At 70.9% G+C, this 15,057-nt stretch carries 11 protein-coding genes and 1 pseudogene; 11 read left to right on the top strand and 1 reads right to left on the bottom strand.

Features of this window, described 5'->3' with window-relative positions:
- Positions 1-187: 187 nt before the first annotated feature.
- The 9 genes and pseudogenes from Prum_RS25555 (at position 188) to Prum_RS25515 (ending at position 10,120) form a co-directional block, all read left to right on the top strand.
- Positions 188-1,510: an ABC transporter substrate-binding protein gene (locus tag Prum_RS25555; RefSeq protein WP_173078801.1), complete on the top strand. Its 1,323-nt coding sequence runs from the start codon at positions 188-190 to the stop codon at positions 1,508-1,510.
- Positions 1,507-2,391, top strand: coding sequence for a carbohydrate ABC transporter permease (locus Prum_RS25550; RefSeq protein ID WP_246278083.1), 885 nt, complete (start codon positions 1,507-1,509; stop codon positions 2,389-2,391). Before Prum_RS25555 ends, Prum_RS25550 begins: the two co-directional genes overlap by 4 nt.
- On the top strand, positions 2,381-3,208 hold the full coding sequence (locus Prum_RS25545; RefSeq protein ID WP_173078800.1) for a carbohydrate ABC transporter permease: 828 nt from the start codon (positions 2,381-2,383) through the stop codon (positions 3,206-3,208). Before Prum_RS25550 ends, Prum_RS25545 begins: the two co-directional genes overlap by 11 nt.
- 17 nt (positions 3,209-3,225) lie before the next feature.
- Positions 3,226-4,587 carry a Gfo/Idh/MocA family protein gene (locus tag Prum_RS25540; protein ID WP_218577337.1) on the top strand — a complete coding sequence of 454 codons (1,362 nt, stop codon included), beginning with the start codon at positions 3,226-3,228 and terminating at the stop codon, positions 4,585-4,587.
- On the top strand, positions 4,584-6,041 hold the full coding sequence (locus tag Prum_RS25535; RefSeq protein ID WP_173078798.1) for a glycoside hydrolase family 43 protein: 1,458 nt from the start codon (positions 4,584-4,586) through the stop codon (positions 6,039-6,041). Before Prum_RS25540 ends, Prum_RS25535 begins: the two co-directional genes overlap by 4 nt.
- Positions 6,038-6,883 (top strand): DUF6807 domain-containing protein, encoded by an 846-nt coding sequence (locus tag Prum_RS25530; RefSeq protein ID WP_173078797.1) that lies wholly within the window; start codon positions 6,038-6,040, stop codon positions 6,881-6,883. Before Prum_RS25535 ends, Prum_RS25530 begins: the two co-directional genes overlap by 4 nt.
- Positions 6,884-6,900: 17 nt before the next feature.
- Entirely contained in the window at positions 6,901-7,779 is an 879-nt protein-coding gene (locus Prum_RS25525; RefSeq protein WP_173084137.1) for a DUF6807 domain-containing protein, read from the top strand.
- Positions 7,776-9,022 (top strand): annotated as a pseudogene (locus Prum_RS55170) (ROK family transcriptional regulator). The gene Prum_RS25525 and the pseudogene Prum_RS55170 overlap by 4 nt, the downstream one beginning before the upstream one ends.
- Before the next feature lie 9 nt (positions 9,023-9,031).
- Complete coding sequence (locus tag Prum_RS25515) at positions 9,032-10,120, top strand: winged helix DNA-binding domain-containing protein (RefSeq protein ID WP_173078796.1); 1,089 nt, start codon at positions 9,032-9,034, stop codon at positions 10,118-10,120.
- Positions 10,121-10,179: 59 nt separating this feature from the next.
- On the opposite strand, the gene Prum_RS25510 is transcribed toward Prum_RS25515, so the two are convergent.
- Positions 10,180-11,637 (bottom strand): MFS transporter, encoded by a 1,458-nt coding sequence (locus Prum_RS25510; protein ID WP_173078795.1) that lies wholly within the window; start codon positions 11,635-11,637, stop codon positions 10,180-10,182.
- Positions 11,638-11,989: 352 nt separating this feature from the next.
- On the opposite strand from Prum_RS25510, the gene Prum_RS51865 reads away from it, so the two are divergent.
- A complete protein-coding gene (locus Prum_RS51865; RefSeq protein ID WP_246278082.1) occupies positions 11,990-13,162 on the top strand; it encodes a hypothetical protein in 1,173 nt (390 codons plus the stop codon).
- On the top strand, positions 13,126-14,883 hold the full coding sequence (locus tag Prum_RS51860; protein ID WP_246278081.1) for a hypothetical protein: 1,758 nt from the start codon (positions 13,126-13,128) through the stop codon (positions 14,881-14,883). Before Prum_RS51865 ends, Prum_RS51860 begins: the two co-directional genes overlap by 37 nt.
- The last annotated feature ends 174 nt before the right edge of the window (positions 14,884-15,057 follow it).

Below are 15,057 nucleotides of genomic sequence, written 5' to 3'. Positions count from 1 at the left end.
CGCACACCGCTCGGCGGCGCCTTGATCGTGGGCAAGCACAGCCACTGACTACAGTCAATGATTTTCGGTAATTCATGGCCAATTAGTTTCATGGGTTGACGTAACCGAAATGCGGTTTTAACCTGACCCCCAACCTGCTGGGAAGCGGTTTCCCAGCGCTGTCCCCGCGTGAAGGGACCCACGGCCCATGACCGACAGATCGGTAAAACCCGTCAACCGCAGGGACGCCATCCGGATGGCCGGACTCGCCGGCCTCGGCCTGAGCCTGGCCGCGTGCGGACGCGGCTTCGGTGGCGGCGACGACGAGCCCGCGGGCGGCGCCGTCCAGCTCAACATGGTCTGGTGGGGTGACGCCAAGCGGGCCGAGAAGACCCAGGCCGCGTTGGACATCTTCCAGAACAAGCACGCCGGCATCACGGTCAAGACCGAGTACCAGGACAGCGGGCCGTACAAGGACAAGCTGGCCACCCGGTTCGCAGCCGGTGACCCGCCGGACGTGATGGCGATGCGGATGGACAGCGTCCGGGAGTACGCCGACCGCGGCGCGCTGCTGGACCTGGGCCAGCACACCGGCGCGGTGGATCTGTCGGGCCTGAGCGACGGCGCCCGGACGCTGGCCGCGGTCGGCGACAAGACGTACGGGGTCCCGGCCGGCCTGAACGCGATCGGCTTCGTGGTCAACAAGACCCTCACCGAGAAGTACGGTGTGCCGATCCCGGACGGCAACACCTGGAGCTGGGACGACCTGGACGCGTTCGCGCGGGACGTCACCAAGGCCAGCGGCAAGAAGGTGTACGGCACCCACTTCGACCACGCGACGCTGGCCAACATCATCGTCTTCACCCGCCAGCAGGGCGAGGACTTCTACACCGCCGACGGCGCGCTTGGCGCGTCCGAGGCCACCATCGCTGCCTGGTTCGACCTGGGGAACAAGATGCGGGCCGACGGCGCCTTCCCGCCGGCCGGGTTCATCGAGGACGTGGGCTCCTCCGCGGCACAGTCGTACCTGGCCAAGGGCTCGATCGCCGCGCAGATCATCCCGACCAACAACTTCCTGGCGTACAACGACGCGGCCGGCGGAAACCTGGCGCTGCTGCGCATCCCCGGGGAGACCCAGGGCAAGCGACGCGGGCAATCCGTCGACTGCCCACACCTGTGGTCGATATCCGCCGCGTCCAAGCACCGCGACGAGGCGCTGAAACTGCTGAACTTCCTGGTGAACGACGTCGAGGCGTCGAAGGCCACCGGCACCACCCGGGGCGTGCCCGCCAGCACCACCATCGCCGAGCAGATCAAGCCCACGCTCGCGCCGGAGGACCAGCTGGCCACCGAGTACCTGGCGGGCCTGCAGAAGGAGCAGTTGCCGCGCTCCTTCACGTACCCGCCGGGCTCCAGCAAGATCGCCTCCAGCCTGGAGTCGCTCTCCGCCGAGGTCGAGTTCAAGCGGCAGACCCCGCAGCAGGCCGCGAAGGCGTTCCTCGACGCGGGCCGGAAGGCGCTCGGCAAGTGACGCAAGCGGCCAGGCCGCGCAGGGACCGGGCCGGGTACCTCTTCCTGCTGCCCTGGTTCATCGGGATGCTCTTCACGGTCATCCCGTTCTTCGCGTCCCTGTACCTGGCGTTCACCGACTACAACCTGCTCAACGCTCCACAGTGGATCGGCCTGGAAAACTTCCGGGAGATGCTCCAGGATCCGCTGCTGCGCCAGTCGCTGAAGGTCACGTTCATCTACACGTTCGTGTCGGTGCCGCTCTCGCTGGTCGTGGCGCTCGGCGTGGCGATGCTGCTCAACCAGGGCATCAAGGGCCTGCCCATCTACCGGGCGGTGTTCTACCTGCCGTCCCTGCTCGGCGCCAGCGTCGCGGTGGTCCTGCTGTGGAAGTACATCTTCGGGCTGAACGGCATCGTCAACGCCTTCCTGGGCTGGTTCGGCATCGACGGTCCAGGGTGGACATCCGACCCGGACTACGCGCTCACCACTCTGATCATCCTGCACATCTGGACGTTCGGCTCGCCGATGGTGATTTTCCTGGCCGGCCTGCGCCAGATCCCGGGCATGTACTACGAGGCCGCCTCGGTGGACGGCGCCTCGCGCTGGCGGCAGTTCCGCTCGATCACCCTGCCGCTGCTCAGCCCGATCATCTTCTTCAACCTCATCCAGTCCCTGATCTCGTCGTTCCAGACGTTCACCCAGGGCTTCATCATGAGCGGCGGCACCGGCGGGCCGGCCGACTCCACGATGTTCTACAACCTGTACCTGTACCAGCAGGGGTTCTCCCAGTTCCACATGGGATACGCGTCGGCCATGGCCTGGATGCTGCTGGTCATCATCGCGGCGTTCACCGCCCTCAACTTCCTGGCCGCCAAGTATTGGGTGTTCTATGACAACTAGGAAGCGGTTCGCCCGGCACGTGGCGCTCTGCCTCGTCGGGGCGGTCATGATGTACCCGCTGCTGTGGCTGGTGTCCAGCTCGCTCAAGCCCAGCCGGGACATCTTCACCGACCTCTCGCTGTGGCCCGCCAACTGGGACTTCAGCAACTACCCGGACGGCTGGACGGCGCTGGAGCAGCCGTTCACCGTCTACATGGTCAACTCGCTGGTCATCGTGGTGCTCAGCATCATCGGCAACCTGGTGTCCTGCTCGCTCGCCGCGTACGGCTTCGCCCGGTTGAACTTCACCGGCCGCAAGCTCTTCTTCGTGCTGATGCTCGGCACCATGATGCTGCCCGGCCACGTGCTGCTGGTGCCGCAGTACATCGTCTTCGCCAAGCTCGACTGGATCAACACGTACTACCCGCTGCTGGTGCCGAACTTCCTGGCCACCAACGCGTTCTACATCTTCCTGATGGTGCAGTTCATGCGGTCGCTGCCGCAGGAGCTGGACGACGCCGCCCGCATCGACGGCTGCGGACCGTTCCGGACGTTCTGGAGCGTCATCATGCCGCTGTGCCTGCCGGCGTTCGCCACCACGGCCATCTTCACGTTCATCTCAGTGTGGAACGAGTTCTTCGGCCCGCTCATCTACCTGACCGACTCGGAGCTGTACACGGTGCCGCTGGCGCTGCGGCAGTTCATCGACTCCGAAGGGCAGTCCCAGTGGGGGCAGATGTTCGCCATGTCGTTCCTGTCCCTGGCCCCGGTCGTCGGATTCTTCATCGCCGGCCAGAAGTACCTGGTCAAGGGCATCGCCACGACGGGTCTCAAATGAGGTACGACGGGTCTCAAATGAGGCGGTACGCGTTCGTCGGCACCGGCTCGCGGGCCCAGATGTACCTGGCCGCGCTGCTGCGCACGCACGCGGACGCCGGGCACCCGGTGGCGTTCTGCGACACCAACGAGGTGCGGATGTCGTTCTACGACCGGGTCGTCGAGGAGGCCCGGCCGGGCCTGCGGGTGCCGCACTTCGCGGCCGGCGACTTCGACGCGCTGCTGGCCCACGCGCGCCCCGACGTGGTCGTCGTGACGTCGCCGGATGCCACCCACGCCGGGTATGTCAGCCGGGCGCTGCGCGAGGGCGCCGACGTGGTCGTGGAAAAGCCCATGACGACCGACGTCACGGGGCTGCGCCAGATCCACGACGCGCTCGCGGCCGGCGCCGGCCAGCTGACCGTCACCTTCAACTACCGCTACTCGCCCCGCAACGCCGCGGTGCGCCGGCTCATCGCGGAGGGCGCGATCGGCGAGGTCACCTCGGTGGCGTTCGAGTGGTGCCTGGACACGGTGCACGGCGCTGACTACTTCCGGCGCTGGCACCGCGACAAGGCCGCGTCCGGCGGCCTGCTGGTGCACAAGGCCAGCCACCACTTCGACCTGGTGAACTGGTGGATGGCCGACCTGCCGTCCGTGGTGTTCGCCCGTGGCGGGCTGCGGTTCTACGGCGCCGCCAACGCCCGCCGCCGAGGGCTGGCGCCGCGCCCGGACCGCAGCCGGAACGCGGCGGAGGCGGACGACCCGTTCGCGCTGGACATCACCGCGGACGACCGGCTGCGCCGCCTCTACTACGACGGGGAGCACCTCGACGGCTACATCCGCGACCGGGACGTGTTTTCCGACGGAATCACCATCGAGGACAACCTCAACGTCGTGGTGGGTTACCGCGGCGGCGCGGCGATGTCGTACACGCTGCACGCGCACAGCCCGTGGGAGGGGTACCGGGTCGCCATCAACGGCACCGCCGGGCGGATCGAGCTGGACGTCGTCGAGCGCGGCCATGTCGCGCCGGCCGCGCCGGCCGCCACGATCGGCGCCGCCACCGCCGCGGTGGTGGATCCCACCGCCATCGAACGCGCCGACGCCGAAACCACCTCGAAGGCACGCCCCCGGGGTACGCGGCTGCTGCTGCAACGCCACTGGGAGCCGGCCCAACTGGTGCCCATCCCGGCCGGCCGGGGTGGCCACGGCGGCGGCGACGCGATGCTGCTCGACGACGTGTTCCACGGCCCGAACGGCGACCCGCTGCGCCGGACCGCCGGGTACGCCGACGGGGCCGCCAGCGTGGCCGTCGGCGTCGCCGGCAACGAGTCGCTGCGCACCGGCAAAGCGGTGTACCTGGACGAACTGGCGCTGCCGTTGATGGGCACCTCATGACTGAGCCGTGGATCGCGGACAACGGCGACGGCACGTACCGCAACCCGGTCCTGCACGCCGACTGGTCAGACCCCGACGTGATCCGGGTGGGCGACGACTTCTACCTCGTCGCGTCCAGCTTTCACCGGGTGCCCGGCCTGCCCATCCTGCACAGCCGCGACCTGGTCAACTGGGCGATCCTCGGCCACGCGCTGCCGCGCCTGGAGCCGGCGGAGGCGTTCCGCACGCCCCAGCACGGCTGCGGCGTGTGGGCGCCCGCCATCCGGCACCACGACGGCCGGTTCTGGATCTTCTACCCGGATCCGGACCGTGGCATCTTCGTCGTCACCGCCGCCGACCCCGCCGGCCCGTGGAGCCGGCCGCATCCGCTCAAGACCGGCCGCGGCCTGATCGACCCGTGTCCACTGTGGGACGAGGACGGGTCCGCGTACCTGGTGCACGCCTGGGCCAAGAGCCGCGCCGGCTTCAATAACAAGCTCACCTGCCACCGGATGCGCCCCGACGGGACCGCCCTGCTGGACGAGGGCACGCACGTCATCGACGGCGACGCGCTGCCCGGCTACCGCACCCTGGAGGGGCCGAAGTTCTACCGCCGGGACGGCTGGTACTGGATCTTCGCGCCGGCCGGCGGGGTCGCCACCGGGTGGCAGTCGGTGTTTCGCTCCCGCCACGCCTTCGGCCCGTACGAGGACCGCGTCGTGCTGGCCCAGGGCGACACCGCCGTCAACGGACCGCATCAGGGCGCCTGGGTGACCGCCCCGGACGGCCGGGACTGGTTCCTGCACTTCCAGGACAAGGGCGCGTTCGGGCGCGTCGTGCACCTGCAACCGATGCGGTGGGAGGCGGACGGCTGGCCGACCATCGGCGCGAACGGCACGCCCGTACCCGGTCATGCCAAACCGGTGCTGGCGGCGACCAGGCCGCGGACCGCACCAGCTCCCGAGCCTGGTCCACAGTGGACTTGGGCGGCGAACCCGGCGGCCGGCTGGCGCAGCGGGCTGCGGCTGGCCTGCGTGCCGGGCGGCGGCGACCTTCGGCAGCTGCCCAACGTGCTCGGCCAGCGGCTGCCCGCGGACCGGTTCCGCGCCACGACCACCCTGCGCCTGACCGGCGCCGGGCGGGCCGGCCTCACCATCCTCGGGGACAGCTACGCATGGGTCGGGCTGGAGGGCGCCTTCCTGGTGCACCGCGTGGCGGCGCCCGGAGCGTCCGAACAGGACGCCGCGCCCCCGACCCCCGTCCGGGGGCCCGTCACCATCGGCGTCGACGTCACGCCGGACGGCCGCTGCCAGTTCCTCGCCGCGGTCCACCCCGAGCCGGTACGGCCGATCGGCCCGCCGTTCGCGGCGACGGCCGGGCGCTGGGTCGGCGCCACTCTTGGGCTCTTCGCGACCGGCACCGCCGGGGCCGCCGACTTCACCGCCCCGCACCTCACCCCGGAAGCTGGGACATGACGCACACCTTGAGCCTGGCCGGCCGCGCGGTCGCCGAGTACGTCTGGCAGCCGTCGCTGCCGGCCGCAGTGTCGCCGCGGCCGTTCCTGCATCCGGTGCGCACCCTGTCGGGCACCGAGGTCACCGAGCTGATGCCCGCGGATCACCTGCACCACCTCGGGGTCAGCGTCGCCGTGGCCGACGTGGGTGGCGCGAACTTCTGGGGCGGGCGCACGTTCGTGCCCGGACGCGGGCCGGTGCACCTGCCCAACCACGGCATCCAGCGGCACCACGAATGGACCACCCGCACCGCCACGAATGTCCGCCACGAGCTGCGCTGGATCGGCCCGGCCGGCACCGAGCTGCTGCGCGAACGCCGCCGGATCGCCGCGCTGCCACTGCGCGCCGGCGTGTGGGCGCTGGACTTCGGCTTCGAGCTGACCAACGTGACCGGCGGGCCGCTGACGTTCGCCAGCCCGGCCACCAACGGCCGCCCGGGTGCCGGGTACGGCGGCTTCTTCTGGCGGGCCCGCCGCGGCGACCGGCGCGTCCACGTCCTCGGCCCGGACCGCACCGGCGAGCGGCGCCTGCACGGCCAGCGCACCGCGTGGTTGGCGCTCACCGGCGTCAACACGGATCCGTGGACCCTGGTCTTCGTCCGCGGTGACCGGGCGCCGGACGCCGACCCGTGGTTCGTGCGCAGCCGCGACTACGCCGGCGTCGGCGCCTCGCTGGCGTGGGCCAAGCCGTACATCGTCGCGCCGGGCTCCCGGGTGCGCCGCCGTATCATCACCGCGGTGGCGGACGGCAGGTTACGCTCCGGGGAGGTCGCCGAAATCGCGGATGCGGTAGCTGCCGTATGAGGGGTGGCGAGGTGACGATGGTGGATCCCGGAGTGGTGCTCACCGACCAGCCGCACGGCACCGCCGTCCTGCGGGTACGCGGCCGGGACGTCGCCCGGTACGTGTGGAAGCCCGACCTGCCGCTGGCCATGTCACCGCGGCCGTACCTGCACCCGGTGCGCACCCTCGCCGGCACCACCGTCACCGACGCCGCCCCGGACTCGCACCCGCACCAGTTCGGCATCAGCATCGCCTCGCCCGATGTGGACGGACGCAACTTCTGGGGCGGGCGCACCTTCGTCGCCGGGCACGGGCCGGCCTGGCTGGACAACCACGGCGTCCAGCAACACCAGCGGTGGCTGCGCCACACCAGCGACGAGCTGGCCCACACGCTGCAGTGGTTGGACGCGCACCACACCGCGCTGCTGCGCGAGCGCCGGTCGATCACCTGCCGGCCGGTCGACGGGACGGCCTGGTCGCTGAGCATCCACACCGAGGTCACCAACGCCACCGGCCGGCCGCTGCCGATCCGCAGCCCGGCCGCGCACGGCCGGGTCGGCGCCGGGTACGGCGGGTTCTTCTGGCGCGGCCCCGCCGTCAAGGGCAGCACGCGGGTATTCAGCGCCGCCGGGGCGGACGTGCGCGCGGTCCACGGGGCCACCGCCGCCTGGGTGGCTGTCGCGGGCGACGACTGGACCATGCTCTTCGTACCCGGCGACGAGACCACCGCGCGGGACAGGTGGTTCGTGCGGGCGCGCGACTACCTCGGCGTCGGCTCGTCGCTGACCTGGGATCAGCCGCTCGTCCTCGACCCCGATGAGACGATCACCCGGCGCATGATCGCCGTCGTCGTCGATGGCGACCTGCCGTTCGCCGCGGCGGCAGCCCTCGCCGACACCGCGCGGCAGGCGACATGATCACGCCGATCCGCCCGAGCAGCCCCCGCAAACCCGAAGAGCCCGTGCGGCAGGAGAGCCTGCGCACGATCAACCTCGAACTGGTCTTCCGGCACATCCTCGCCGCGGCGAACCCCATCTCCCGTACCGAGCTGGCGGCCGCCACCGGCCTGACCCGTCCCACCATCACCCGGATCGTGGAGGAGCTCCTCGCCGGCCGGCTCATCACCGAGGCCGGGCTGACCCACGACGGGCGCGCCGGCCGGCCGCGCGTGGGGCTGACCCTCTCCGGCAAGGGGCCCGCCGGGCTCGGCCTGGACATCCGGGCCGACGGGCTCGCCGCGTGCGTCGTCGACCTGACCGGCACCGTCCGGCACCTGGCCTTCGCGCCGTCGACGTACGCCGACCGGGACGCCGGCGCCGTCCTTTTCGACCTCGCCCGCATGGCCGACGCCGCCATCGACACCATCGGCACCGAGGACCTCACGGTCGTCACCGCCACGCTCGCCGTACCCGGGCCGGTGGACGGCGGCCTGGTCCGGTCCGCGCCGTCGCTGGGCTGGCGCAACGTCGACGCGGGCGCGCTGCTGCACAGCGCCATCCAGCACCTGGAACTGCCGGTCGCCGTCGACAACGAGGCCAACCTCGCCGCGCTCGGCGAGCTCTACGCCAGCCACAACACCTTAAATAGCTTCGTGTACGTCTCCGGCGGGCTCGCCATCGGCGCCGGCATCGTCCTGGACGGGCAGCTGATGCGGGCACCCGCGGCTGGAGCGGTGAGCTGGGGCACGTCACCGTGCATCCGGACGGCACACCCTGCCCGTGCGGCTCGCGGGGCTGCCTGCAGACGTACGCCAGCCTCGAAGCCATCCTCGGCGGCGATCCCGTGCCCGCCGGCACGACGCCGGACGCCACCGCGACGGCCCGCGCCGACGCGGGCGACCCCGCGACGCTGGCCGCCCTCGACACGGCCGGCACCGCGCTGGGCATCGCCCTGTCCGGCATGCTCAACATCCTCGACATCGACACCGTCCTGCTCGGCGGCAGCTTCGCGCTCCTGTCGTCCTGGCTCACCGCGAACGTGCGGACGCAGATCGACCGGCGCGTCCACACCGCCGCGTGGGCACCCATCACCGTCCGGCCCGCCCTGCTCGGCCCGGACGCCGCCGTCATCGGGGCCGCCCTGACGTCCATCGACCAGATCCGGCAACGCCCGGCCGCCTGGCTCGTCGACGAACCGCTGGATGTCGTACCCAAGCCGTAGCGTGTCGGTATGTCTGTGCTCGATGCCCGTGCGCTCAACCGCGCTCTCCTCGCGCGCCAGCTCCTGCTGCGCCGCCACGAGATGACCGCCGTCGAGGCGATCGAGCACCTGGTCGGCCTCCAGGCGCAGGAGCCGCAGGAGCCGTACGTCGGGCTGTGGAGCCGGCTGGCCGCGTTCGACCCGAAGGAGCTGGTCGAGCTGCTGGAGAGCCGGCGCGCGGTGCGTACCCTGCTGATGCGCCGCACGCTGCACCTGGTCACCGCCCGCGACTGCCTGGCGCTGCGGCCGGTGCACCAGCCGGTGCTGGTCGGGCGGATGTGGTCCACGCTGCGCCGCCGGCTGCCCGGCGTCGATCTCGACGAGCTGGCCGAGGCGGGCCGGCCCCTCTTCGAGCCGGAGCCGCGCCTGCTCTCCGAGGTCGGCCGCGCGCTGGCCGACCGCTGGCCCGGCACGACCGCGCGCGACCTGGGCGACGCGCTCAGCTCGCTGGTGCCGCTGGTGCAGGTGCCGCCGCGCGGGCTGTGGGGCCAGCGCGGGCAGGCCCGCCACACCACGATCGAGAGCTGGCTCGGCAGCCCGCCGGGCGCCGAGTCGCCGGCCGCCGTCGACGCGCTGGTCCTGCGCTACCTGGCCGCGTACGGGCCGGCCGCCAGTGCCGACATCCGCGCGTGGTCCGGCCTGAGCGGGCTCCGCGAGTCCGTGCAGCGGCTGCGGCCCGAGCTGCGGACGTTCCGCGACGAGCGCGGCCGGGAGCTGCTCGACGTGCCCGACGGGCCACTCCCCGAGCCCGAGACCCCGGCACCGCCGCGGTTCCTGCCGGCGTTCGACAACGCCGTGCTGGCGTACGACGACCGCAGCCGGATCATCGACGCGGCGCACCGCGGGCTGAGCGTGGCAGGCGCCCGCTTCGTGCTCGTCGACGGGCGCGTCGCCGGCACCTGGATGACCACAGTGGATGGTGGTCCGACGCTGCGGATCACGCTCCTGGTCCCGGTGGCCGGTCCGGACCGCGACGCGCTGGTGGCCGAGGGCGAGCGGCTGCTGGGCCTGTTCGACACGGGCGAGGGCCGCCCCCGCGTCGAGGTCGTCACTGGCTAGCGCACGCGTACGGCGGGCCGCCGGAGTCGGGTGACTCCGGCGGCCCGCCGATGACGGGGTCAGGCGTGGCGCCGTGACCGGTTGCGGTTGATCAGCGGTACGAGGTTGAGCAGCAATCCGGCCAGCGCGACGCCGGCGACGAGGTTGATCCCCGGGTGGTACTGGCTGAAGTCGGCGGCGGAGTCGGCCGGCCCGCTGGCCGCGACCAGCGCGGTGACCACGGCGAGGACGAGCGCCGCGCCGACCTGGCCGGAGGTCTGCACCAGTCCGGCGGCCAGCCCTTGCTCGGAGTCGTCGATGCCCTCGGTCGCCTGCGCCATGATCGAGCTGAAGCCGAACGCGAACCCGCCGCCGAGCAGCAGCATCGTCGGCAGGACGGTGACGAGGTAGTGCGGCACGTTGCCGGCGGTCAGCAGGAACCACCCGTAGCCCAGGGTCAGCGAGAGCATCGCGCTGTTGATCAGCCGCTGCGTGCCGTACCGGTTGATGAGCCCGCCGACGAACGGCGAGGTGAACGCGACGAGCAGCCCGGCGGGCAGCAGGGCGAGCGCCACCCGCAGCGGCGACCATCCCTGCGTGTCCTGCAGGTACAGCGTCATCATGAACTGGTAGCTCAGGTACGAGCCGAAGAGCGCGATCACGCTCAGGTTGGCCCGGACGATCGAGCCCACCCGGAGGATGCCGAGCCGGATCAGCGGGTGGGCGATCCGGTTCTCGGTGACCACGAAGGCGACCAGCAGCGCCGCCGCGAGCGCGGCGGATCCGAGGGTGACCGGGTCGAGCCAGCCGCGGTCCGGCGCGGAGACCACGGTGTACACCGCCAGCAGCATGCCGCTGGTCAGCGTTGTCGCGCCGATCAGGTCATGGCCGCCGCTGGCCGCCGGGCGGTCGCGCGGGATCAGCGCGATGCCCGCCGCCAGGGCCGCCAGCGCCAGCGGTACGGGGACGAGGAACGTCCACCGCCAACCGAGGCTGGTGAGCAGGCCGCCCAGGATGAGGCCGGAGGAGTAGCCGCTGGCGCCGAACACCGTGAAGATCGACAGTGCCCGGTTCCGCGCCGGGCCCTCGTGGAAGGTCGTGGTCAGGATGGACATCGCGGTCGGCGCCGTGAACGCGGCCGCGAGGCCCTTCACGAAGCGCGTGATGATGAGCAGCGTCCCGTCGTCGACCAGGCCACCGATGAGGGAGGCCACCGCGAAGACGGCGAGCGCGACCAGGAAGATCCGCCGCCGGCCGAGCAGGTCCGCGGTGCGGCCGCCGAGCAGCAAAAGGCCGCCGTAGCCGAGCACGTAGCCGTTGATGATCCATTGCAGCGAAGTGGTCGACATGCCCAGATCCGCGCCGATGGACGGCAGCGCCACGCCCACCATCGAGACGTCGAGACCATCGAGGAACAGCACGGTGCACAGGACCGCGAGCACGCCCCAGAGTCGCGGCGTCCAGCGCTGTATGTCTGGCGCGGTCGACGGGACGGTCACGGCGACCGTCGGGGTGGCTGAGGCTTCGGTGATAGTCACGGGCCCAAGATTAGATGCACATGCATCAGATGTACATGCACTAGTTCATCGTGCATGTAATTCGGGTGCACCCCACGACGCCGGCGGGTAGGATCCGCGGAAGATCCCCTCAGAGCGGCCCTGACCTGCTTAAACGACGTCACGCGCCGTCCTTTCGGCCGCCCGGCCGGCGGGATCAGCCGCGCATCGGCGCCGACTGTGATTAGCGTCGCGTTCCTGAGCGGCCCCCTATGCCGACAAATCCGGAGAGTCCGATTAGGACAGTGCCGGCGCTCGATGTCGCACCGCCCCGATACCGTGTCAGCTGTCGATGGCGACTGACGTCATCGTCTCACGGGGAGGTGTATCCAGCGTGTTCGCACGAAGATTGCTGGGCGCGTTCGGAGCTGTTCTGATCACCGCCGCCGTCTCCCTCGCCAGTGCCACCCCGGCGCAGGCGTGGGAGCAGCGCGACGTCTACAAGACCGGTTGGGCGTACACGGATTCGCGCCTGCCGGACCAGTCATTCATCAACCCCGCCGGCGACGCGCCCATCGGCGCCCGCACCGGGTCCGACGGCAAAAAGCACAAGTCCCGCGCCTACTTCAGCTTCGACGTCGCCCGCTTCGCCGGGACCGTCGTGCACGGCGCGACCCTGGTCATCCGCGAGCGGTCGGCGGCCAACTGCGCCGAGGCCCAGCCGGTCGAGTTGTGGCGCACCGATCCGATCACCCCGACCACGAGTTGGGCCGCGCCGCCCCGCAAGCGCGAGCTGCTCGGTACGACCCTCGCCGGCGGCGACAGCACCTGCCCCGGCTGGTTGTCCTGGGACATCAAGCCCGCGCTGCAAAAGCTGGCCAACCGCGGCGAGTCGGTCGTCACCGTCATGATCCGGGTGCCGCACGGCCAGGAGGGCGACCTTTCCCACGGGCGCGTGCTCCTGCCACACCCGTCGATCCAGACGCAGACCAACCACGCCCCGACCGTGGCCAGGGCCGGCATGGAGTATCCGTCGTGGGCCTGCGGCACCAAGCGCGCCCCGCAGCCGGTGGCGGCGAGGTCCCGGGTGCTGATGGCGCAAATCTCCGACGCGGACCAGTTCGACTACAACATTCGCGGACAGTTCGCCGCCTGGCCGGTCGGCCATCCCGAGCAGCGGTCCGAACGGTTCGGCGCGCAGTACGGCAGCGGCCTGTCCAAGACCGAATGGGACATGGGGCAGTACCCGCACGGCACCGTGGTGGCGTGGCAGGTGCGGGCCTACGACGGGTACGACTATTCACAGTGGACGAAGCCCTGCTACGTGAAGGTCGACGCGGAGCCACCGGCGGCGCCCGTGGTGACCTCCACGAAGTATCCGAACGACGGTCAGCCGCACGGTGGCCAAGGGGTTCCGGGCACCTTCGTGTTCAAGGCGAACGGGTCGCCGGACGTCGTCGGCTACTACTGGGGCGCTTCGGCGACGCGTACAACTACGTGCCGGCACCCTCGCCGGGCGCCGACGCCACGGTGGAGTTCACTCCCCAGTCGTTCTTCGAATACCTGAGCGTCCGCAGCGTCGATGCCGCCGGCCTCAGTTCGGAGCTCACCCGGTACGACTTCTACGTCCGTACCACCGCGCCCGGTGTGCGGGTCACCATGGGCGGCGTTGGCCTGCCGAGCCTGTTGCGGATGTCTACCGACGAGGAGGGGGTCACCGAGTTCGGCTACCGCGTCGACGACGGCGCCGAGGTGCGGGTGCCGGCGGGCGCCGGCGGCACGGCCGAGGTGCCGATCGTGTTCACCGAGACCGGCTCGAAGAGGATCGTCGTACGCAGCTTCGCCGGCAGCGAGCTGATCGGGGGCACGACGTATGACGTACGCGTCGAGGACAGCCCGACGGTGGAGTCGGCCGACTTCGCCTGGCCCGAGCCCGACGGCGTGGTCGACCGCCCGGGCAGCTTCACCTTCCGCCCGCGCCGGCCGGACGTCGTCGCGTACGAGTACTTCTTCCAGAACGACGAGCGGCAGCGCCTGGACGCCGCGCCGGACGGCACGGCGGTGCTGCACTGGACGCCGACCCGGCCGAGCTTCTACTCGCTGCGCGTGCGCAGCATCGGCGCCGACGGCACCGAGTCGCAGTGGGCCGACTACCAGTTCAGCGTCATCGACAACAAGCCGACGGTGTACTCCAGCACCTACTACGAGTTCGGCGCGTGGGGCGGGGTGGGCATTCCCGGCGAGTTCGGCTTCACCACCGCGATGCCCAATGTGGACGTCTTCGTCTACCGGCTCAACGGCGGGCCGGAGCAGATCGCCGACCCGGAGTACGGCTGGATCACGGTGACGCTGACGCCCGAGCGCTCCGGCAGAAACGCGCTCACCGTGCGCACCCGATACCTCGACGGCACCTTCTCGCCGCCGCGCGAGTACGTCTTCGAGGTGAGCGACGCCCCGGTGGTGGTCTCCACCGACTACCCCGAGAACACCGGCGCGGGCCAGCCCGGCCAGCCGGGGCAGTTCACCTTCAACCCCGGACGCGACGGAATCGTCGAGTACCGCTACACGCTGGAGACCGGCGAGCAGCACACCGTCGCGGCGGGCGCCGACGGCCGGGCGACCGTGGAGATCACGCCGACCCATCCCGGGTACACCCTGCTGATCGTGACCAGCACGACCGCTGACGGCACGGCCACCGCGGAGCGTTCCTACTACTTCGTCGTCCAAGACCCGTCGGTGTGGGTGAGCTCGGGCTTCAACGAGTACACACCGCTCGGCGGGATCGGCACGAAGGGTCGGTTCGGGTTCTACACCGAGCTGAGGGAGGCGACGACGTACGAGTACCGGCTCAACGGCGGCGCCTGGCAGAGCGTGCCCAGGGCGACCGATGCCCTCGTCACCGACGTCACCCTGACCATGGAGCGCAACGGCGAAAACGTGCTGTCGGTGCGCGGCCGGACCACGGCGGGGCAGTACACGCCGCAGACCGACTACCCGTTCCTGGTCGGCACGGCCTCACTGGTGGCGTCGGAGACCTACCCGATCGCCGAGTGGTCCAGTGGGGTCGACGTGCCGGGCACCTTCACCTTCACCCAGGGCACCGCCGGGGTGGTGGAGTTCGAGTACCGGGTCGACGACGGCGAACCGGTGCTCGTCGCGGCGAGCGGCGGGGTGGCCACCGCCGTGTACACCCCGACGACCAACGGTTGGAAGACCATGACGGTGCGCGGACGTACGGGCGACGGTGTCTGGACCGACTCGACCTCGTACTCCTTCGGGGTCCTGTAGTCCGGTCATCCGCGGTGCCTCCCGCCCTCTCGGTGAGGGCGGGAGGCATCGGCCGTGATCTACACGGAGTGGTGTGACGGTGACGACATATTGATCGATCCTGAAGCCAGGCTTGAGGAAACCTGTGAGCTTCCGTAACGCGGCTTCGAGGACCCGTCCATAGCGTCCCGCGCC

This window comes from Phytohabitans rumicis (genome assembly GCF_011764445.1).
In the GTDB taxonomy this organism is placed as follows: Bacteria; Actinomycetota; Actinomycetes; order Mycobacteriales; family Micromonosporaceae; genus Phytohabitans; species Phytohabitans rumicis.
The sequence above is the reverse complement of the archived record's forward strand: the minus strand, read 5'-3'. Positions and strand labels throughout refer to the sequence as shown.

Bases quoted from the DNA above. Each gene is read 5' to 3' on its own strand.
- Prum_RS25555 (WP_173078801.1), top strand. From the start codon at position 188: ATGACCGACAGATCGGTAAAACCCGTCAACCGCAGGGACGCCATCCGG.
- Prum_RS25545 (WP_173078800.1), top strand. From the start codon at position 2,381: ATGACAACTAGGAAGCGGTTCGCCCGGCACGTGGCGCTCTGCCTCGTC.
- Prum_RS25540 (WP_218577337.1), top strand. From the start codon at position 3,226: ATGAGGCGGTACGCGTTCGTCGGCACCGGCTCGCGGGCCCAGATGTAC.
- Prum_RS25535 (WP_173078798.1), top strand. From the start codon at position 4,584: ATGACTGAGCCGTGGATCGCGGACAACGGCGACGGCACGTACCGCAAC.
- Prum_RS25530 (WP_173078797.1), top strand. From the start codon at position 6,038: ATGACGCACACCTTGAGCCTGGCCGGCCGCGCGGTCGCCGAGTACGTC.
- Prum_RS25525 (WP_173084137.1), top strand. From the start codon at position 6,901: ATGGTGGATCCCGGAGTGGTGCTCACCGACCAGCCGCACGGCACCGCC.
- Prum_RS25515 (WP_173078796.1), top strand. From the start codon at position 9,032: ATGTCTGTGCTCGATGCCCGTGCGCTCAACCGCGCTCTCCTCGCGCGC.